This window comes from Collinsella aerofaciens (assembly GCF_039062315.1).
In the GTDB taxonomy this organism is placed as follows: domain Bacteria; phylum Actinomycetota; class Coriobacteriia; order Coriobacteriales; family Coriobacteriaceae; genus Collinsella; species Collinsella aerofaciens_BG.
In genome coordinates this window covers 125,714-146,440 of sequence record NZ_JBCJBG010000004.1, presented here as the reverse complement: position 1 = coordinate 146,440, position 20,727 = coordinate 125,714, and the positions used below count along the sequence as shown (strand labels likewise).

General features: G+C 62.3%; 17 protein-coding genes. 3 read left to right on the top strand and 14 right to left on the bottom strand.

Translation table 11 applies throughout. The annotated features are described in order from the left end of the window. Positions 1-131: 131 nt before the first annotated feature. The 3 genes from ABCP74_RS03505 to trhA form a co-directional block, all read right to left on the bottom strand. Positions 132-965, bottom strand: coding sequence for a cyanophycin synthetase family protein (locus ABCP74_RS03505; protein ID WP_343000714.1), 834 nt, complete (start codon positions 963-965; stop codon positions 132-134). A 24-nt stretch (positions 966-989) separates the two neighbouring features. Beyond that, a complete protein-coding gene (locus ABCP74_RS03500; RefSeq protein WP_343000715.1) occupies positions 990-2,363 on the bottom strand; it encodes a hemolysin family protein in 1,374 nt (457 codons plus the stop codon). A gap of 107 nt (positions 2,364-2,470) precedes the next feature. Further along, positions 2,471-3,154: a PAQR family membrane homeostasis protein TrhA gene (gene trhA, locus ABCP74_RS03495; RefSeq protein WP_343000716.1), complete on the bottom strand. Its 684-nt coding sequence runs from the start codon at positions 3,152-3,154 to the stop codon at positions 2,471-2,473. A 186-nt stretch (positions 3,155-3,340) separates the two neighbouring features. Here trhA and ABCP74_RS03490 point away from each other — a divergent pair, with 186 nt between their 5' ends. Further along, the gene (locus tag ABCP74_RS03490; protein ID WP_343000717.1) at positions 3,341-4,306 is read left to right on the top strand and encodes an alpha/beta hydrolase; all 966 of its coding nucleotides are present in this window, start codon (positions 3,341-3,343) and stop codon (positions 4,304-4,306) included. A gap of 251 nt (positions 4,307-4,557) precedes the next feature. On the opposite strand, the gene ABCP74_RS03485 is transcribed toward ABCP74_RS03490, so the two are convergent. The 6 genes from ABCP74_RS03485 to ABCP74_RS03460 form a co-directional block, all read right to left on the bottom strand. Continuing rightward, positions 4,558-5,763, bottom strand: coding sequence for a DUF362 domain-containing protein (locus ABCP74_RS03485; protein ID WP_343000718.1), 1,206 nt, complete (start codon positions 5,761-5,763; stop codon positions 4,558-4,560). Positions 5,764-5,872: 109 nt separating this feature from the next. Further along, a complete protein-coding gene (locus ABCP74_RS03480; protein WP_343000719.1) occupies positions 5,873-8,539 on the bottom strand; it encodes an ABC transporter permease in 2,667 nt (888 codons plus the stop codon). Positions 8,540-8,547: 8 nt separating this feature from the next. Further along, positions 8,548-9,261 carry an ABC transporter ATP-binding protein gene (locus ABCP74_RS03475; RefSeq protein WP_035137112.1) on the bottom strand — a complete coding sequence of 238 codons (714 nt, stop codon included), beginning with the start codon at positions 9,259-9,261 and terminating at the stop codon, positions 8,548-8,550. A gap of 93 nt (positions 9,262-9,354) precedes the next feature. Continuing rightward, positions 9,355-10,560 carry an ABC transporter permease gene (locus ABCP74_RS03470; RefSeq protein WP_343000720.1) on the bottom strand — a complete coding sequence of 402 codons (1,206 nt, stop codon included), beginning with the start codon at positions 10,558-10,560 and terminating at the stop codon, positions 9,355-9,357. Further along, on the bottom strand, positions 10,547-11,734 hold the full coding sequence (locus ABCP74_RS03465; protein ID WP_343000721.1) for an ABC transporter permease: 1,188 nt from the start codon (positions 11,732-11,734) through the stop codon (positions 10,547-10,549). The genes ABCP74_RS03470 and ABCP74_RS03465 overlap by 14 nt, the downstream gene beginning before the upstream one ends. 9 nt (positions 11,735-11,743) lie before the next feature. Then, positions 11,744-12,682, bottom strand: a complete 939-nt coding sequence (locus ABCP74_RS03460) for an ABC transporter ATP-binding protein (protein ID WP_343000722.1) — start codon at positions 12,680-12,682, stop codon at positions 11,744-11,746. A 199-nt stretch (positions 12,683-12,881) separates the two neighbouring features. Between ABCP74_RS03460 and ABCP74_RS03455 the strand changes: the two genes are divergently transcribed. Both ABCP74_RS03455 and ABCP74_RS03450 read left to right on the top strand, forming a co-directional pair. Continuing rightward, a complete protein-coding gene (locus ABCP74_RS03455; RefSeq protein ID WP_343000723.1) occupies positions 12,882-14,027 on the top strand; it encodes a sensor histidine kinase in 1,146 nt (381 codons plus the stop codon). After that, the gene (locus ABCP74_RS03450; protein ID WP_343000724.1) at positions 14,024-14,653 is read left to right on the top strand and encodes a response regulator; all 630 of its coding nucleotides are present in this window, start codon (positions 14,024-14,026) and stop codon (positions 14,651-14,653) included. Before ABCP74_RS03455 ends, ABCP74_RS03450 begins: the two co-directional genes overlap by 4 nt. A gap of 311 nt (positions 14,654-14,964) precedes the next feature. On the opposite strand, the gene ABCP74_RS03445 is transcribed toward ABCP74_RS03450, so the two are convergent. Genes ABCP74_RS03445 through ABCP74_RS03425 form a run of 5 tightly spaced genes read right to left on the bottom strand, consistent with a single transcriptional unit; the run spans position 14,965 to position 20,597 of the window. Next, positions 14,965-15,306, bottom strand: a complete 342-nt coding sequence (locus tag ABCP74_RS03445) for a 4Fe-4S dicluster domain-containing protein (RefSeq protein WP_343000725.1) — start codon at positions 15,304-15,306, stop codon at positions 14,965-14,967. 7 nt (positions 15,307-15,313) lie between these two features. Continuing rightward, a complete protein-coding gene (locus ABCP74_RS03440) occupies positions 15,314-16,402 on the bottom strand; it encodes a hydrogenase large subunit (protein ID WP_343000726.1) in 1,089 nt (362 codons plus the stop codon). 5 nt (positions 16,403-16,407) lie between these two features. Continuing rightward, positions 16,408-17,118: an NADH-quinone oxidoreductase subunit C gene (locus ABCP74_RS03435; protein WP_343000727.1), complete on the bottom strand. Its 711-nt coding sequence runs from the start codon at positions 17,116-17,118 to the stop codon at positions 16,408-16,410. Continuing rightward, positions 17,118-17,702 carry an NADH-quinone oxidoreductase subunit B family protein gene (locus tag ABCP74_RS03430; protein ID WP_343000728.1) on the bottom strand — a complete coding sequence of 195 codons (585 nt, stop codon included), beginning with the start codon at positions 17,700-17,702 and terminating at the stop codon, positions 17,118-17,120. Before ABCP74_RS03430 ends, ABCP74_RS03435 begins: the two co-directional genes overlap by 1 nt. 12 nt (positions 17,703-17,714) lie before the next feature. Continuing rightward, the gene (locus tag ABCP74_RS03425) at positions 17,715-20,597 is read right to left on the bottom strand and encodes a proton-conducting transporter transmembrane domain-containing protein (RefSeq protein WP_343000729.1); all 2,883 of its coding nucleotides are present in this window, start codon (positions 20,595-20,597) and stop codon (positions 17,715-17,717) included. Between the last annotated feature and the right edge of the window lie 130 nt (positions 20,598-20,727).

The window sequence follows — 20,727 nt, the reverse complement described above, 5'->3', positions numbered from 1 at the left end:
TTCCTCTCCTGCGGGCACGTCGGTGCCCACCGTTTGAATGCTGTCCATTATACCCGCAGCGCATCACTTGCCGCTCCGCTCATCTACGTACGGCAAAAGCGCAGGTGCGTGATGGTGATAAACGCGTAGGCCTACTCCTGAGGCATAGCCGGCATGGTCACCGTGGCACCCGGGTCCTCGCCGGCGCCGTCCACGAGCGGCAGGCCGCCCTCATGCGCAGGTCCTGCCGGAACCGTCGCCGCACCGCCAAAGACGGCAGCGGAAGCCTCGTGGTTCTCGGCAACCGCGCCCTCGGTATCAATCGCCACCTGGGGCTCGTCGTCAAAGTTGGGGACACCCTGGGGCTCGGTGGGAACGGGCTCGGCGGTCGCATCGGCAACGGGCTCGGCGTCGGCCGGCACATCGCCCTCGTCAGCGCCCTCGTCCTCGGCAGCATCTTCGCCGTTCGCAGCGGCGACGGCCTCGTGAGGATCCTTGCCCTCGGCCTCGGCGCGCATGCCCAGCACCAGGTTGCGCAGGCCCGCGACCGTGCCCTCCACGTCGGGGGCAGGCTGGTCGGCGTGCAGGTACGCCCAGTCCATCATAAAGGTGGCCGAAGACAACGCGCCGATGGCCAGCGCGTCGTCGGGGCACGAAAGCTCAACCTCAAAGACGCGCTCGTCGTGCTCGCTTACGCGCGTGCGGCCGCACGAGATGCTGCCGGCAAGCCCGGTCTCGTTCATGAGCTCGACCGTCACGTGCTCCAGCAGGTGGCAAAGCTCGGTCTGGCCCATGCAATCCTGGAACTCGCGACCCGAATCGCCCAGGCACAGATGCTTGGCAATCGCGGGCACCAGGTAGTACACGCGCGCCGTGGCCTCGATATCCTCCGAGGTCATGAGCGGCATGCCGGGGTTCACCAGCACATGCGCGCAAATCTTGTCCTCGCTGACGGTGACCTTAAGGATGTTGAACAGGCCTGCCATAACTCTCCCCTACTCTTCCTTGCCCTACTCGTCGCCATCGTGCGGGTCCGCAGAGCCCGCACCCGACGCCGCCGGCTTCTCGGCCGAGGACTCGGAATCCTTCTTATCGGTTTCGGCCGGAGCGATCACGCGAATGAGCGAGATGCGCTGGCCACGCATCGACTGTACCTTGAACTTGTACCCTGCGACCTCAAACACCTCTCCGATGTCGGGCACCGAGTCGCAAAGCTCCAAAATCCAGCCGGCGATGGTCTCATAATCATCGCTTTCCTCGAGCGGCCAACCAAGCTCAATCGCGTCATCGCACGAAAAACGCCCATCGACGAGCCACTCGCGGCGCGAAAGGCGCGTGAGGTACTTGTTGTCGGGGTCGAACTCGTCCTCGATCTCGCCGACGATCTCCTCGACGATGTCCTCGATGGTGATGATGCCGGCCGTGCCGCCGTACTCGTCCACGACAACCACGATCTGGTCGTGCGAGGTCTGCATCTCGGACAGCAGCGGCAGGATATCCTTGGTGTCGGGCACAAAGGTGGCGTCGCGCAGGTAATCGGCGATGGGCTGGTCGCCCTTGCCGTCGAGCGCGGGCTGAATCAGGTCCTTGATGTGCGCGATGCCCGCGACGTTGTCGGGGTCCTCGTGATAGACGGGGATGCGGCTGAAACCGGTCTGGCGCATGGTGGACAACACGTCGGCGACTGTCTCGTCGTCCTCGCACATAGTGGTGTCCACGCGCGGCACCATGACCTCGCGAGCCACGGTGTCGCCCAGGTCGAAGATCTCGTGGATCATGCGCTTTTCCTCGTCGAGCAGGTCGTCCTGCTCCGAGACCATGTACTTGATTTCTTCCTCCGAGACGTTCTGGCGGTCGTCGGCGCTCTTGATGCGCAGGATGCGGGCCAGGCCGTCGGAGCAGGCACCGGTCAGCCACACGAGCGGGCGGGCGATCTTTTGGAACACCGAAAGCGGCCCCACGACTTGCTTGGACACGCCCTCGGCATTGGCCAGACCAATGCGCTTGGGCACGAGCTCGCCGATCACGATGGACACGAAGGCGACGGCGACGGTGATGATGACCGGCGCCAGGCCGCGCGCGATGGCAGAGAGCGGCGCGATGCCAAAGCTCATGAGCCACGTGGCAAGCGGGTCGGACAGGCTCGTCGATGCGACGGCGGACGAGGCGAAGCCCACGAGCGTGATAGCGACCTGGATGGTGGCCAACAGCTGATCGGAGTCGGCGGCGAGCTGGACGGCGCGCTCGGCGCGCTTATCGCCCTCCTCGGCATCGTGCTCCAACACGGCGCGCTTAGCCGTGGTGAGAGCCATCTCGGACATGGAGAAGTAGCCGTTGATAAGCGTCAGGACGAGGGTAGTGATAAGGGAGATGGTTATGTCCATCGGGAGTTTCTCGAACCTCCAAGATTCGGGACGTCAGGGTAAAACGTTGATGGCGGATACGGCAATTGCGCCAGTCACCCGTGCGAGCGGGGCCGTGGGCGCGGTCGCTAGATTACGAAGAGGATCACCGCCATGAACTGGAAGATACTGCCGGCGAGCACCCACAAGTGAAACACACTGTGCAGATAGCGCACGTTTTTGGCGATATAGAACGGCACGCCCACGGTGTAGCACACGCCGCCGACGGCGAGCAGGGCAAGCGCGACGGGGTTCAACAGCGCCACGAGCTCGGGCAGCTTAAAGACGACGAGCCAACCCATCAGCAGGTAGACCAAGCCGCTTACCCAGTGCGGTTGACGCTCGCGCATAAAGCACTCGAGTGCGATGCCGATGATGGCAATGGCCCACACGGCAAAGAACAGCATAGGGCCGCCGTCGTTTGCGAGCGTGATGAGGCAAAACGGCGTATAGCTGCCGGCTATGAGCAAGTAGATGCAGCTGTGGTCGATAATGCGGAACACGCGCTTGGCGCCCGCGGGCTGAATCGCGTGATAGAGCGTGGAGGCCAGATATTCGAGAATAATGCTGACGCCATAGACAATCGCCGCGGCCATGTGGGCCGGGCCTCCGCCGCGCAGGGCAGCGAATACGATCAGGAGCACCAGGCCGGCGATACCCAGCAGGCAGCCGACACCATGGGTGACGGAGTTCATGATCTCCTCGCCCACCGTGTAGTGTGGAACGGCCGCGGTCTTGGGTCGCGGCTTAGAACTGTCGCTCGAATCGGACATGCCGGTTACATCCTCCAACGTAAAGAGTTCTCAACACTATATCAAAGCGTCTGGGTACGTGCGAAATTTGCACCATACGTGACCCTTTGTTTACCCATTCTTTGCCTGTTGACGCATCAACGGCGAACGTCCATAATGCGCTTGCATTAAATGTTGATGTATTAACATCTTATAGGAGAGTACTGCATGGCTCAAAACGCACGTTCCCATCGAAAGCTCAAGATAGCCGGCATCGCTGCGCTAGTGGCTGTCGTTGCGCTGCTCGGATTTGCCGGCAACTTTTTGTTTGACTTTGCCCTGAACCCCCAAGCGCCGTACACCATGAAGATGATGCAGGATAGCAAGAACGACAAAGAAGGTGAGCAGCCGGATGCCGAGGACACCGAGGCGCGGGCGTGGTTTAAAGAAAATCGCGAGAGCGGCAGCCTCACCGCAGATGACGGAACCGAGCTTGCCGCTTGGTATTTTGCCGCGTCGGAGAGCACTCACGACTACGCCGTCTGCCTGCATGGATATACCAACGAGCCCATCGGTATGGCCCGATACGTCAAGCGATTCCACGACCGCGGCATGAACGTACTCGCACCCGCCGCCCGCGCCCACGAGCGCTCCGGCGGCGACTATATCGGCATGGGCTGGCCCGAGCGCCTCGACATCGTCGCATGGATCGAGCGAATCGTTCAGGCTGACCCCGAGGCGCGCATCCTGGTCTTTGGCGAGTCGATGGGCGCGGCGACCGCCATGAACGTCGCGGGGGAATCTCTGCCCGCAAACGTGAAATGCATTATCGAGGACTGCGGTTATACGAGTGCTTGGGACGAGTTTTCTCTGCAGCTCAAGGACGTGTTCGGCCTGCCCAGCTTTCCCTTGCTCGATGTAGCGAACTTGGTGTGCAACGTGCGCGCGGGCTACGACTTTCATAAGGCGAGCAGCGTGGAGCAACTCAAACACGCGACGGTTCCCATGTTGTTTATCCACGGCGACCAGGACACCTTTGTGCCGTACGACATGCTCGACCAAAACTACGACGCGTGCGCCAGCAAGGTCAAGCAAAAGCTCACCATCCATGGCGCCACCCACGCCAAGAGTGCGCAAGTTGACCCCGAGCTCTACTGGAGCACAGTCAACAACTTCCTCGACGAGTATTTTTAGGCAAATAGTACGGTTTACTGGTCTATCTGACCCCCTGTTTTCGGAAGTGCGGGGAAAATCGCGCGAAGCCCGACCAGACCGCAGTTTTACCAACGATTTATCAGGGGTTTTGTTGCCAAAAAACGGTTTGTGGTCGGCGGTATTCGATTTTTCACCGCACTTCCGAAAAGCCGCCCGTGGGCGCTGTGCTCACGGGCGGCTTTTGCTAACGTTGCGCTACAAATGCGCTTGTTTTGTCCAATAGCTAGGCGCTACTTGACCTCGATGAGCTCGTACTCGCTCGTGCCCAGGCCGATTTTTTCGGCGTGCGCGATGCACGCGCGCCAGTCGGTGTCGGGATGCGTGATGCAGAAAGGGTCCTTGGCCTGCTCGCCTTCCAGATGCTCGTGGTTGTGCTCCATCTTGGCCGCGCTATCGGTGAGCTCGGTGTTGGGCAGCGGCTCGGATGCCATGACGGCATCGGCGCAGGCCTGGTCGATGGCGACCGGGTCGAAGCTCGCGAACATGCCGATGTCGTTGACGATAGGCGTGTCGTTTTCGGGATGGCAATCGCAGTTGGGGCTGATATCCATGGCAAGCGAGATATGGAAGCTCGGGCGGCCGTCGACGACAGCCTTCGTATACTCGGCGATCTTGCAGTTGAGCACGTCGGCCGCGGCTTCATAACCGGGCTTGATGGCGTCCTGGTTGCACACGCCGATGCAGCGGCCGCAGCCCACGCAGCGATCGTGGTCAATGGCGGCCACGCGCACCGTGCGGGTGTTGCCGTTGGCAAGCTCGCGCTCGCGGGTATCATCAAACGAGATAGCGTTGTGCGCGCAGATCTTTTCGCAGGCACGGCAGCCAATGCAGTGCTCGGTCGCGACGTTCGGCTTGCCGGCGGCATGCTGCTCCATCTTGCCGGCGCGGCTGCCGCCTCCCATGCCCAGGTTCTTCATGGCACCGCCAAAGCCAGCCTGCTCATGGCCCTTAAAGTGGGTGAGGCTAATCACGATGTCGGCGTCCATGAGTGCCTGACCGATCTTGGCCTCGCGCACGTACTCGCCACCCTCGACCGGGACGAGCGCCTCGTCGGTACCCTTGAGGCCGTCGGCGATGATGATCTGGCAGCCCGTGGCATACGGGGTAAAGCCGTTCTGATAGGCGGTATCGATGTGCTCGAGCGCGTTTTTGCGGCTACCGACGTAGAGCGTGTTGCAGTCGGTGAGGAAGGGCTTGCCGCCCAGTTCCTTCACGACATCCGCGACGGCGCGGGCGTAGTTGGGGCGCAAAAAGCTCAGGTTGCCCAGCTCGCCAAAGTGAATCTTGATGGCGACGAACTTGTTCTCAAAGTCGATCTGCTCAATTCCGGCGTGACGGATGAGGCGCTTGAGCTTGTCGAGCTGGCTCTCGCGAGCATGCGTGCGCAGGTTGGTGAAGTACACCTTAGCGGGTGCTGCGGGTGCAGTTGCGGTCATAGATCTATCCCCTCGGTCTATATGGCGTTACAGACATAGAGGATGGTACCAGTTAAAGCAGAGGTAAAGTCAAGTACGGCACCTAGTCATTGGGGACGTTCTTAAATGACTACTCCTGCACCTTGAGGGCTTCGGCCAGGCTGACGCGCTTGATGGAGCGCGTGTGTAGCAGCGCCACGACCAGGTAGGTCGCAAAGCCAATGCCGACACATGCGGCCATGGACCAAGCGGGCACGTAGATCTCGATATTGCCGTTGTAGGCGAGCAGCATCGAGCGGAAGATGGCCGTGAGCGAGCCGATGATCAATGGCAGGCTCAGCACGAGCGACGCCGCCACGCACAGCGTGATCGAGCGGATGTACAGATGCGAGATCTCGCCATCTCGATAGCCAAAGACTTTCATGTAGCTGATCGACCGGGCGCTATGGTCGATAACGGCCTTGGTCAGCAGGTACATAAACAGCAGGAAGATAAACACCGCGAGCCCGATCATCATTCCGATCATTTTGCTCATCATGCCGATGAACTGGTCGCCCACGGCGCGCATGTCGTCGGGCGTGGTGTCGCCGGCAAAGTAACGAGCATCGAGGTCGAGCTTCTCGTCGCTCACATAGCCGTTAAAGTAGGCGGCGTCGTTGTCGAACAGCTCATTAAAGTCGTCGATACTCATATAGATATTCATATCCGACTTGGAGCCCCAGGCACAGTCCTTGCCCGCGTACTCAAGGGAATAATGCTCACCCTCGTACTTGTCGCTGAGTGTGACCTTCTGGCCCTCACTCCAGCCAAACTTATCGAGCAGACCGCCGCCAAAGACGACGCGCCCATCGCCGACGTCCAGCCCTTTCCAGTAGCGCGAATCGGACGAGATGCCGTAGATGGAAATCGTCTCCTCGCCATTTCCGTCGCCGCGGTCGTATTGCAGCTGGTAGACGGCGTATTTCTCGGCCTGTGCGATTGCGTCCGCACCGTTGTCGGTCGTATTGACCGGGTGAATGTCATCGTTGTCGGTGTCGATCTTAGAGGCCTTGTCGATCAGGCCTATGGCCTCATCGCGGTCGCAGCCGAGGGCATCGGCAAGATCGTCAAGGCGCGCGTAGAGCGCATCCTTCTTGTCCTGGACTTTGGCAAGCGCGTCCTGCGCCGCGGCCAGGCTCTCGGCAGACGGAGATGCGCTCGCGGTATCGGCTGCCGTCTGCGCTGCATCGGCCGCGTCGTCAAGCTCGTCGTCGGCATCCCGGGCGGCAGAAAGCAGCGCGCCGTCAACCGACTGCAAGCGCTCGAGTGCCGACCACTGCTCGCGCTCCTCGGTAGTGCCCTCGAGCTCCAGCGGCGCCTTGAGCATGTACTGGTGCTCGGCGACCAGGCTTGTCTCGAGGTTGTCGGCGTAGTGCGTCATCGTGGGCAGAATCGCCAGGCCAAAGAGCAGCAGCAGCGACGCAAACGCAATGCCCACGAAGAGCGTGGCAAAGTTGCCCAGGTTGCGCAGGAAGATACGCAGGCGGAAGCGGGAAACAAAACCCATGCGCTCCGGCAGCTGCAAGCCGCGCTTGGTGCCCGATTTGCCGCTCGCCTCGTGACGAAGGAACTGCAACGGCGTCTTGCCCATTTTGCGAAGCAGGCCCACCAGCGTGATGAGGATGAGCGCGGCGGCGGGAACCACGGCGCACTTCACAAAGATCTCCCAGCTCCAGTACACCTGGAAGGGCGGCAGGCTGTACGACCCGTAATAGAGGCTGCGCATGGGCTCGGTAAAGAACACAACGCCGAGCGCAGTGCCCAGCAGCGCCGCGACCACGCCTACGATGGCGGGAAGCGCCAGGTAGTGGAGTACAATCTCGCGACGACGATAGCCGCTGGCGAGCAGCGTGCCGATAATGGCGCTCTCCTCCTCGATGGTGGCGTCGGTAAGGACCACAAAGACAAACGCCATGATCACGATGATGATGTCGAGCAACGTCATCCACATCGTGGAGTCGCCGTCCACGTCGTCGCGCGCATAGCCAATGCCCTGGTTGGAATCGGCGTCGATCAGATCGTCCACGCGCGCATCGGCATCGGTCAGTGCCTCGACCATATCCTGCTCCGCATCGATGCGATCCGCGGTGGAGAGATCGCGATCGGCAAAGGTAAAGGAGTAGGTGTAGGCGGGCGCGCCGCCGGCATCCTCGAGCGCGGCAAAGCCGGCATCGGTAACCTCGGCCACGCCGTACGTGATGGTGTTCACCGTAAAGTCCGAATTGTTGAGGAACAGCGCCTGGCTATCGGGCTGGGTCATGATGCCGCAGATGGTGTAGGTGCGGCCCTCAAGCTCAACCTTATCGCCCACGGCGAGGTCGTTGTTGGTGGCAAAAACGCGGTCGATTGCTACCTCGTCGTCCGCCTTGGGCTCCTTGCCCTCACAGTAGGACGCGATATCGACCTTGGTGCGGTGCGCATAGGTGCGCAGCGTGCGCTTGGTGCCGTCGTCGCCGGCTGTCTTTTTGATGATGGCGTCGATGGAGAAATTCTTGTAGAGCGTAACGCCGCCGACGTCGCCGGCTGCATCCTCGGCCGCCTTGAGCTGGTCTTTGGTGGCCTCGAAGGAGGTGGTCACGCGGCCGTCCTCAATCGTGTACGCATCGCGCATGTCGTCGATAAGGCAACCGATGGAATGCGCCGCGAGCAAAAAGCCCGAGGTAAGGGCGATGCTTCCGCACATAAGCAAAAAGATGCCCAGGTACTTGCCGATATTGCGGCGCAGCTCGCGCGGGAGACGTTTTGCGAGAGGTGTCATGGCGCCGCCTACCAATCGAGCTCGGCGGCCGCAACGGGCGACTCGTTGAGCTCATCCTCGACGATGCGCCCGTCGCGCAGGCGCAGCACGCGATTGGCCATGCGCGCGATGGCGGCATTGTGGGTGACAATGATGATGGTGCAGCCGTAGGTGCGGTTTACATCCTCCATGAGCTGCAAGATTTCCTTGGACGTCTTGTAGTCAAGCGCGCCCGTGGGCTCGTCGCACAGCAGCAGGCCCGGGTTTTTGACGAGCGCACGGCCGATGGCGCAGCGCTGCTGCTGGCCGCCCGAGACCTGACGCGGGAACTTGTTGCGATGTTCGTAGAGGCCCAGCGAGCGCAGCAGGTTGTCGACATTGAGCGGGTTTTTGGACAGGTGCGCCGTGACCTCGATGTTCTCCTTGATGGTGAGGTCGGGCACCAGGTTGTAGAACTGGAAGACAAAGCCCAGCTCACGGCGGCGATACTCGCCCAGGTCGGCAGGCTTGAGCACCGTGAGGTCGCAGCCGTCCACCATGATGGAGCCGCCGTCGGCATCCTCCAGGCCGCCGATCAGGTTAAGAAAGGTCGACTTGCCCGAGCCCGAGGGTCCCAGCATGACGCAGATCTCGCCGCGATTGATGGACGTGTCGATGCCATCGAGTACCGTCAGGCGCGCATCACCGTCGCCGTAGTGCTTTTTGAGATCCTTGACCTGGACATAGGCTTCCTGCGTTGCCATGGTATCCCCCATTGTTAGCCTCGTACTACTTTATGAACGTAATAGTAAACCTTGGCGAACTATTTTGGGGCGAGGCCTAGGATTTATTTCAGACTAGGCGCGGGTTTTGGCGCGTGCGAGGGCTAGGCCTACGGCGGCGATGGCCACGGCAAAGAGTGCCGTGACGCCCAGGTCGCAGGCGATGTCGCCCAGCACGGTGGACGTCAGGTCTGCGGCGAGCGCCTTGTCGATCGCGTCGTTCACCCAATATGTCGGCACAAAGTGCGCCACGGTCTGCACGGCCGGGCCCATCAGCGACAGCGGCATCCAGGCGCCGCCCAAAAACGTCATGAGCATGCCGAGCAGGTTGCCCACACCGTTGAGCAGCTCCTCGCGCGCGCCCAGGCTCGAAAGCGCAAAGCCAACGGCCAGCGGCGTGCACGCCAGGGCAAACGTCGCCGCCAGCGCCAGGCACACACGACCCACGCCGACCTCGGCAACCGCGCCGGCAAAGCCCACGACGCCCATCATGCTCGACACAAACCAGATGCAGACGGTGAGCACCGCGGCAGCCGCAAACACGGCAAGCGAACGCTGGCGCCCGGAGATTGGGCCGGCCTCCATGCGGCGCACGCGCTCGGGCTCGTTCATGCCCGAGAACACCAGCCCCACCGACACGATGACCGACGAGATAATCGCGTACGCGCCAAAGTTGAAATACGACTCGAGCGTGGCGGCGGCTGTCGAGTCAACCTTGACCTGCTCGATCTCGACCTTGGCGCGCTTCGCGGCCGCATGCTCGGCAGCCTTGGCGACGTCACCATTAGAGGCGGCGGGCTCTAGGGCCGCCGCAGCGCCCGCAAGCGAGATCCAGCGCGAGGCCTCGGCAGACGAAAGCGCCGCCGCCATGGTACCGGCGCCGTAGGTCACATCGAGCTTGGGCAGAGACTCCCCCGCGCGGGCAGCTGCAATGAGGTCGCCCTCAAACCCCTCCGGGATAAAGAATACGCAGTCGGCGCTGCCCTTGGCGCTGTTGCTCTTGGCGAGCGCATCCGCAAGGTCGTACGTGTCGTCGCCGACGCCCGTAACCAGGTCAAAGCGTGAGCTCAGATGCTTGGTAAGCGCCCGCGAAAGGTCACTGTCATCGCGGTCGACCACGATCACGTTGGTGTCGTAGGGTTTGTACTCGGTGAGCTGCGACGAGTTCCAGCTCACCGAGGCCGCGATGAATACGCCCATGAGCGAGATGAACACCGTGTAGATAAGCAGGTAGAACGGGTGTGCGAGCGCCATGCGAAGCGCGGTCTTAAAGGTGCTCATAGCGGCTCCTTCCAAAGATCAGCGTAGCGGCGGCGACAAACACCAGCGCCATAAGGACCAGCGCGCCGGCGCGAACGGCAAAGGGGCCCAGGTCCTCAAAGAAATACAGGCGGTTGAACATGTCGCAGATGAGCTTGACGGGGTTGAGCCAGCACTCGGCCGGGCAGGCGCGGGCGACATCGTCGGCAAGCGCCATCGCCGGCTCGCCGTAGAGGCCGGCGAACAGGGCGCACGTGGTGGCAAAGCCCGTGAGGATGCCCGACTTGGACGCCTTGCCACCCTTAACGGGAAGCGTGCCCACAAAGAGCCCCAGGCCCGTGGCGGCAAGCGCGGATGCAGCACCGCCCAGCAGACACAGCCCCTCGCGCCCGCCAAAGTCGACGCCAACGACTAGGCGCACGTAACCAATCGCGACCGCCATCGAGGCAAAGGAAACCAGCCACGAGCCCACAAAGATACCGGCCAGCGACGCCGTCTTGGAAAGGCCGCCCACGCAGCGACGTGCGCCAAGGCCCGACAGATTGGGCTGCAGGTCGACGACGCTCAAGGCGGCAAACTCGGCAGACATCATCGCGACCAGGCCAAAGAGCGCGTAGTAGTAGATGACCGTGCCATCGGGCGTGGTGCGTGTCAGGCTTACGCGGCGGGTGCCGCCCTCGAGCGACAGGGCGCGCGCAACCGCCTCCGGGTCGGCGAGCGCCGCCGGGTTGTCCTGGGCAATCTGGGACATGAGCTCGGCATTTTGCGTATACGAGCTTGCCACCGTCTCCAAAATGCTGCGGTCGGTGAGCACCGTCGACGCACGCGAGCTGTCATAGCTCGAAAGCAATGTGAGTTTGGGCGTGCCCGCGGTATCCACCGTGTAAATGCCCGCGACTTCGCCGGCCTTGAGCGCTTTGCGCGCGGCAGCCAAGTCTTCGTACTCGCTCACATCGAGCAGCTGGTCGTCGCCTTCCTTGGCAAGCGAAGCCGCCACGTCCTTAAAGGTCGAGGCGTCCCAGGCCTCGTCCGCCACGACGGCAACCGGCACCGGGTCGATCTTGCCGTCGGAGCTCAGATTCGCAAACATAAACATGAACATCGTGGAGAGCGCGACGGGAAAGATCGCGCCCCAAACCCACGTGCTCGGCCGGCGCAGCAGCGTCTTGACCGTAATGACAATGGTGTTGAACATGGCCGCCCCCTAGTCGCGCAGCTCGCGGCCGGTGATCTCGAGGAACACGTCGTTGAGGGTCGGCGGCTCGCTCCACACGCGGCCGAGCGCCACGTCGGCGGCGCGCAATGTGTCGAGGATGTCGACCAGGTTGTGCGGGCTCGCCTCGCAGGTGCAGACGAGCTCGCCGCCGGACAGCTCGACGCTGAGCACGTGCTCGAGGGCGCACAGGCGCTCGACTGTGGCGGCCTCGACGGCGCCGACCTCGACAGTCACGCGCTCGCCCATCTGAATCATGCGCTTGAGCTCGTCGTTGGTGCCCTGCGCCAGCACGCGGCCGCCGTCCATGATCATGATGCGGCTGCAAATCTGCTCGACTTCCTCCATGTAATGGCTGGTATACACCACCGTGGCGCCCTCGTCGCGCAGGCGGCAGATGCCCTCCAGGATGGCGTTGCGGCTCTGCGGGTCGACCGCCACCGTGGGCTCGTCAAAGAAGATGAGCTCGGGCTTGTGCGCGATGCCGCAGGCAATGTTGAGGCGACGCGCCAGACCGCCCGAGAGCTTGCCGGGGCGGAACTTGGTAAAGTCGCCCAGCCCGACAAAGTCGATCGCCTCGTCCACGAGCGCGCGACGGCGCTTGCGGTCGTTGATGTACAGGCTACAGAAATAGTCGATGTTCTCGCGCACCGTGAGCTCGTCGAATACCGCCACCTGCTGCGGCACCACGCCGATGCGGCGCTTGAGGTCGTAGCGGGCGGGTGTCATGGGCTCGCCGAACAGCTCGATGGTGCCCTTGTCGTAAGCGAGCAGCTGCAGAATACAGTTGATGGACGTGGTCTTGCCCGAGCCGTTGGGTCCGAGCAGGCCAAAGATCTCGCCGGGGGCGATGCTCAGGCTAAAGTGGTCGAGCGCAATAAGATCGTCGTAGCGCTTGACGAGGTTTTCGACGTGGACGATGTCTGTCATGAGGCGGCCCTTCCGTTGATTGCGGCCCGGTACGATTGCATCATCGCAGGAGCCGCCGACGCGCGCCAGTGAGCTTTGTCACGAGTGCGGAGGTCTTGGTCGTGCGGCCTGCCGACGCCCCCGCTTTGCCGCGCGGGAGGAATGTCACGGTTGCGCAGGCGGCCCCTCCACCACGCGCAGCTTCGCGTACAATACCCGTATGAACAGGCTTTTCGACAAATCGATCGTGCTAGCGTGCTGCATTGCAGCCGCCGTGGGCCTTGCTGTGGACGCTCGCCTGGTCGCGGCGTTTTGCCTTGGCGTTATTGCCACTTCGCTGGCCGAGGTCGCACAGGAAGAACGCATGCGCCGCACAAGCGAGGCCGCGAGCTTCGTCTACATCATCGCGGCTGTCTTCGTGCCGCCGTTTGTGCCGTTTGCGCCCCTCGCCCTCTATGACATCGCACGACGCGTGCGCCGCGAGCACGCCTGGGTCGCGCTAGGCATTGGCTCCGTCTTTGCCTTTGCGCTCGTCGCGGACCTTCGCACCGACGCGCTCACCGCCCGAACGCTCCTGCTGACCGCCATCCTTTCGGTTGCCGCCACCTTGCTATCGCTACGTACCGCCCAGCTGGAGCGCGAGCAGCAGCACATGCGCCATATCCGCGACGAGCTGCAGGAACGAGCCCTCGCGCTCGAAGCGCGCAACCGCGATCTTGCCGATCGCCAGGACTACGAAGTCGAACTCGCGACGCTCGCCGAACGCGCCCGCATCGCGCGCGAGATCCACGACAATGTGGGCCACCAGCTCACGCGCGCCTCGCTGCAAGCCGAAGCCCTGCGCGTGGTTCACGCCGACGAGCCCAGGGTTGCCGCCGATTTCGCCGATGTCAAACGCACGGTTGACGAGGCGCTCCAGCTTGTGCGCACCAGCGTCCATGCGCTCAACGACAACGCTGTCGACCTTTCCGTGCAGCTCGAACGCATTGTCGAAGGAGCGCGATCGGACGGCGGCCCGCAGATTGAGCTTGAAGTTTTGGCTGAGCATGCACCCGCAAACGTCGCCAACTGTTTTGCGGCGGTCCTGCGCGAGGCGCTCTCCAACACCATGCGCCACGCTTGCGCCCATGCTGTCACCGTACGGTGCATGGAGCATCCGTCGTTTTACCAGCTCATTGTTAGCGACGATGGCGCGAGCGGGGTTCAAGCAAGCGGCCGCGGCGCCGCAGAAGGCATGGGGCTCGGCTCCATGCGCGAGCGCGTCGAGGCGCTTGGCGGCACCTTCACCGCCGGCCCGCGCGCCGGCGCCGGCGGCTGGCGCGTGTTTGCCACCGTTCCCAAACAACAAGGAGATGAGGACCGATGAGGCTCATCGTTGTCGACGACGACCGCTTGGTGGTCGATTCGCTCAAGATTATCCTGGGCGCCCAGCCGCAGATCGAGGTGGTGGGTACCGGCGCCGACGGCAACGACGCAGTGGCTCTCTATGCCGAACACGCACCCGATATCGCGCTGCTCGACATTCAGATGCCGGGGCGCGACGGGCTTTCGGCGGCCCGCGAGATCCTTGAGCGCGACCATGCGGCGCGCGTGGTGTTTCTGACGACATTCTCGGATGACGAGTACATTGTGTCGGCGCTCAAGCTGGGTGCCCGCGGCTACCTGATCAAAACCGATGTCGCCGCCATTCCGCCGGCGTTGGCCCAGGTCATGGACGGCAAACGCGTGCTCGAGGGAAAGGCGATCGAGGACATCGATTTTGGCGGAACGGGCGTCGAGGCGGGCATGCCCCGCCGGCCCGCGGCCTTTGCCAGCCTGACCGACCGCGAGTTCGAAGTCGCCGAGCTTATCGCCCGCGGCCTCGACAACAAGGAGATCGCTGCCACCGCCTATATGGGCGAAGGCACCGTGCGCAACCACATCAGCTCGATCCTTGCCAAAATGGGCCTGCGCAACCGCACGCAGATCGCCATCGCCTACCTGCGAGGGTAATTTCCCAACGGCCGACCGCCCCGGCATAGCAAAATGGCTGTCGCCGATTTAACGCCATTTCTAAACTATGCCGGTTTACGGGGCAAAAGTCGGGGCCCTCATCCATACCTTCATTTTTTGGAAAGCGGCAGGCTGTCTACCTGCGGTTTTGTTTTTGCAATTTTCTGTATGGTCGGAGGTTCGCTATCCAGCCCCGTAAACCGGCATAGTTTTGTTAGCGGCAGCCTAACCGCGCGTTTAAGCGCGGGGCCGGTGGGGCATTTTTGCCCCACCGGCCCCTATTCCAGCTCTATTCCAGCTCTATACCAACGCTATTCCGGCTTGGTTTCTACCGTGGGAGTCTTGTTCGCCGCAACTGGAGTGCGGGCGGTGTCCATAGTCAGGCAGTGTTTAGGACAGCTCTCGATGCACTCGCCGCACACCACGCAGGCGTACGGATCGATCGACCAGGTACCGCCCTTGCGATCGACCGCGAGCGCGCCCGCCGGGCAACGCCGTGCGCACATGCCGCAGCAGATGCACACGTTCATGTCGTTAACGATATGCCCGCGCAGGCGCTCGGGCGCCGCCAGCTTCTCCTGCGGATAGCACACCGTGACCGGCTGCTTGACCATAGAACCCAAGGCCGTCTTGGCAAATGTCAGCAAACTCATGCCGCGCCTACCTTTCCGTGCAGCTAATGCAGGGGTCGATGGTCAGGATAATCATGGGCACGTTGGCAAGGAGCACGCCCTGCAGCGCATGCGTCAGACCCGCCAGGTTCTGCGACGTCGGCGTGCGCACGCGGAAACGGTCCAGGTTCTTGGTGCCGTTACCGCGCACATAGTAATACGCCTCGCCGCGCGGCTGCTCAATCACAACCTCACCGCGCGCGCCGTCGGCCGGCGTGAGCTTGGTGCGCCCGCCGATGCCGTCGTGCGGAATCTTGCCGACAAGCTCCTTGATAATGTCCATGGCCTGCGTGACCTCGGCACAACGCACCTGGCAGCGGGCATAGCAATCGCCATCGGTGGCAACGATGGGCTCAAACGCGGCCAGGTCCGCATAGGCACCGTCGCCGAACATGCGCACGTCGTAATCCACGCCCGAGGCGCGACCGAACGGGCCGACCATCGAAAGCTCCAGTGCGTCCTTCTTGCTGATCACGCCCACGCCATGCAGGCGCTCGCCGCAGCTGTTGTCGTCCAAAAACGTATGCACCAGGGCCTCGTAGTCGGGACGCATGGCGTCGAGCGTCTGGACAATACCCGCCAGCTCGGAGTCCTCGATGTCGTGCTTAAGGCCGCCGATCTCGTTAATCGACAGAATCACGCGGCCGCCGCAGGTGCTCTCGAAGATCTTGAGGATCTGCTCGCGCAGGGTCCACGAACGATAGAACAGCGCCTCGAAGCCAAAGGCATCGGCAAGCAGGCCCAGCCACAGCAGATGCGAGTGGATGCGCGAAAGCTCGTGCAAAATGGTGCGGATATACTGCACGCGGCCGGGCACCTCGATGTCGAGCATGCGCTCGCAGGCGCTGGCATAGCCGCAGCTGTGGCCCACGGCGCAGATGCCGCAGATGCGCTCGGCGATGTAGCCAAACTGATGCATGTCGCGCTTTTCGGTGAGCTTCTCGAGTCCGCGGTGCACAAAGCCGATCTGCGGAATTGCCTCGAGAACGCGGTCGTCCTCGATCACCAGGTCCAGATGAAGCGGCTCGGGCAGCACCGGGTGCTGCGGGCCAAACGGAATAACGGAGCGATGTGCCATGGACCTTACGCCTCCTTTTTCTGCTTGTCGCGGGCGGCCTTGGCGGCAAGCGCCGCGCGGACCTTGGCCGCTTTCTCGGGATCCATGGCGGCGAGCTTTGCCTCCATCTCGGCAGCCTTGAGCGCGGCCTTGGCAGCAGCCTCATCGTGCTGAGCATCGGAGCCGGCAGCCGCAGCGGACTGAGCGACGGCAGCGCCCGCAGCATCGCCAGCGCCCTCCCCCGTAGCAGCCGCAGCCGCGGCGGCCTTCTCGGCTGCGGCCTTGCGCGCCTTGGCCTCGGCGGCGGCACGGACCTTCATGGCCTTCTCGCGCGCAGCCTTCACCTCGGGCGTGATAACGCTCATGGGCTCGGCAGTCGAGACCTGGTAGAAAAAGCCCTTAAAGTCGATCTGCATGTCGGTAATGGCAAGACCAAACAGGTCGTGCGCTTCATTCTCAAACGGAAATACCGCCGGATAGTACGAGCTGATGGACGGAATCTCCTGGTACTGGTCGATGCCATCGACTACCAGGTTCTCGATCGCATAGTTGCCGTCCCGCGCGATCTGCTCTTGCGCAGCGCGGACGTTGATAAACGTATAGACCAGGCGATACGATCCGTCATCCACACAGCGCTCGGCATGCATCTGCACAAAGCGCGCGCCGGCACCCTTGAGCGCCTGCACATGCGGCAACAGCTCATCGATCCCGACGGTGGTATAGATTGCCTTTTGCATTACTCGGCCTCCTTTGCAGCGGCGGGCGACTCAGCAGGTGCGTCGCCAGCGGCGGGCGCGTCGCCGGCCTCAGCCGCAGCCACAAACCCGTCCTCGCCCAGCTCAACGCCACCGTCCCAGGTAGCGGCACCGCCCACGGTAAGCGGATCGCCGCCGGCGCGCATCACGGCCTCCTTCTGGTCCAGGATGCCGCATGCCTCCACAATGGCATCGATCACGGTCTCGGGGCGAATGGCGCACCCGGGCGCGTACACGTCTACGGGAATCGCGCGGTCCACTCCGCCGATCACGTTGTAGGCATCGCGGAACACGCCGCCCGAACACGCGCAGATACCGCAGGCCACCACGCACTTGGGCTCGAGCATCTGGCTGTAAATCTGGCGCACGACGGGCAGGTTCTGGGCATTGACCGAGCCTGTCACCAAAAAGATGTCCGCATGCTTGGGGTTGCCGGTGTTGACCACGCCAAAGCGCTCCGCATCAAACAGTGGGGTAAGCGAGGCCAGCACCTCGATATCGCATCCGTTGCAGCTCGAGCCGTCGTAATGAATAACCCACGGCGAGCGCGACATTTTATGATCCATGGATGCCGCCTCCTAAATAAATACGTCGACGAGGATGGGCATAAGGTTGAGCAGGCCAAACACCAACGCCACGCCCCAGCCGAGCTTAAAGCAGCTGCGCCAGGTGCTGCGCGCGAAGGTGTTGTCGATCAGGACCTCGACAAAGTACGTCGCAGCCATCACGACCAGGGCTACGACCCAGCTCACCGGGTTGTCCCAAACAAAGAACATGCCCACCCACATCAAAAACAGCACGGTCTCGCACCAGTGCATAAGGGTCATCTTGGCCAGCGTGCCGCCGCTCATCTCGGTGGCGACGCCCTGGACGATCTCCTGATGCGCGTGATGCGAGTACGAAAGGTCAAACGGCGACTTGCGCAGCTTGATGGTAAGCACCGCGAGCAGCGCGAGGAAAATGGGCGCGCTGTACACGATGATGGGGGCCGACTGCCCCGTCACGGCGATGGAATCGAAGCTGTCGGTGGCAAGGTACAGGCCCACGCTCATCAGCAGAACGGCAGGCTCGTAACTCATAACCTGCAGCAACTCACGATCGGCGCCAACCTGGGCAAACGGGCTTTGTGTCGAGGCGGACGCCAGCACCACAAAGATCGCGGCGAGCGTCACCATAAAAGCGCACAGCAGCGTGTTGGAGCCCGACACAAAGATGCCGCCGCCCACGACGGTAAAGATGAGCGCGCACGCCATGTAGGTATCGTCCATGGTGTTTACGCTGGCAGGGGCCTTGCGCAGCAGCTTGGCAACGTCGTAGAACGGTTGCAGCAGGCGCGGGCCCACGCGGCCCTGCATGCGGGCGGACAGCTTTCGGTCAACGCCGTCGATCAGGCCGCCCACAAGCGGCGCAATCAGGGCAAACGCCACGGTACCAATAAAGATGCCCACGACGCCCGAGCCTTCAAAATACTTGCCGCGCAACACCGAGGGTGCGCTCATGGCAAGCCGCTCGGGCCCAATCCACGCGCAACACAGCAGCGCAAACAAGATAATGCTGCAGCACACGACGCTACCCGCGGGGCCAATACGCTTCTCGCCAAGGGCGTCCTCCGAGTACCAATTGCGCTTTTCGGCCTTCACCTCGCGTCCCATCGAGCCGCGGAAATGGCGGTAATTGTCGGTTCCCACACCCGAAAGATATACGTTTACATGCGGTTTGTTGCTCACACGGAATGAAGTCAGCAGCACCACGGCGATAAATGCCACGATAACCACCATCAGATACATGGCGTCCTTGCCAATAACGTACGGCACGCGGCCAAACACCATGGCCAAGTAAGGCGACACCAGACCGCTCGAGATAACCGGGAACGCCACGCAGCACAGAATCAGCAGCGCGGCGATGGTGTTGAGCGCCATCCATTCGGTCTTATGGACATTGACCTCAACGTTTTGAGCCGTGGGGTCGACGCCCGAAAGCTTGGCCAGCCACTTGCCCCAGAAGTAAAACGTCGCAGCCGAGCCAAAGGCAAGCACCATGATCATGAGCACGTTGCCGGTCTGCGCGAACGCCACCAGGGCGCCCCACTTGGACACGAGCATGCCAAACGGCGCCACAAACATGCCCATGATGCCCAGCATCATCAGACGCGTCAGGTGCGGCATGCGGCTGAACATGCCGTCCATGTCCTCGATATTGCGGCTGCCGATATGATGCTCGGCCGTGCCCACGCACAGGAACAGCAGCGACTTTGCCACCGTGTGGAACAGGATCAGGAAGATGGCGGCCCAGACGGCCTCGGGCGCGCCGACACCCAAGCAGGCACTGATGAGACCCAAGTTGGATATAGTGGAATACGCGAGCACGCGCTTGGCGTTGCTCTGCGAGATGGCCATGAGGGCAGCGAGCAAAAACGTGATGGCACCCACACTCGTAACCATAAAGCCGGTCACGGGATAGATGGCATAGAGCGGGCTCAGCTTGACCATCAGGAACACGCCGGCCTTGACCATGGTGGACGAGTGCAGCAGGGCGCTCGTGGGCGTGGGGGCAACCATAGCACCGAGCAGCCAGGTGTGGAACGGCATCTGTGCGGCCTTGGTGAGTGCGGCGAGCGACAGCAGAACGACCGGCATCACCAGCAGCGCAGATTGCGCGGTTCCGGCGCCGGAAAGCTCGATCATGCCCGAGATGGCCAGCGGCATGCCGTTAAGATGCAGGTACATGAGTCCGGCCAAAAACGCGATGCCACCCAGCATGTTGAGAATGATCTGGGTGAAGGCGTTTTTAATGGCCTCGGGCGTGCGCGTGTAGCCAATCATAAGGAACGAGCACACGGTGGTGATTTCCCAGCCGCAGAACAGCCACTCAAGGTTGTCGCTCGTCACGATGACGAACATGGCCGAGAGGAACAGGAACATAAGCGCCAGGAACTGCGGGCGACGGTCAGGCGCGGTCTGCCCGCGCAGCGCGGCCTCGTGCTCGTCATGGGCCTGGAAGTCCTTCATGTAGCCCAGGGCATACACACAGATAAGGCTGCCGACAATGCCGACGGCGAGGACCATGATCACGCTCATGTAGTCCAGGTAGAGCGGCGTCGCCGTGACGGCTTCGGCCGCGGGCAGCGTCATGGCTGCAAAGGCGAGCGAGCCCACCAGCTGGACTATGCCGAGCACCGTGGTAAGTGCGTTCCTATATTTGTACGCGTTGTACAGGATGACGGCGCACAGGATGACATCGATGGCGGAGCTGATGATCGAGAGCACATGCGAGGTGCCGGGGGCAACCTCAAAGCCCTGCGGACCCATGCCAAAAAACATGACGGCGACTACAACTGTCACCGCCATAATAATGCCGGAGCCTATGAGCCCCACCGCATCGCGGGCGCGGTCACCGCGCGCGAGCAGCATGCCCAGCGCCGGTACCAGCGGAAACAGGGTAAGGAAATACAGTAGCGTCATACCATCACTCCCCCATGCAAAAACGCTGCAATTGTTTAACGTTATAGCTCAATTGAGGAGTAGCAGCGGCGGGTTTTCGGTCAACTGGGGAGTTTTAGGCGTACGGGGTAAGGGTACGTCCGCTTTGGAG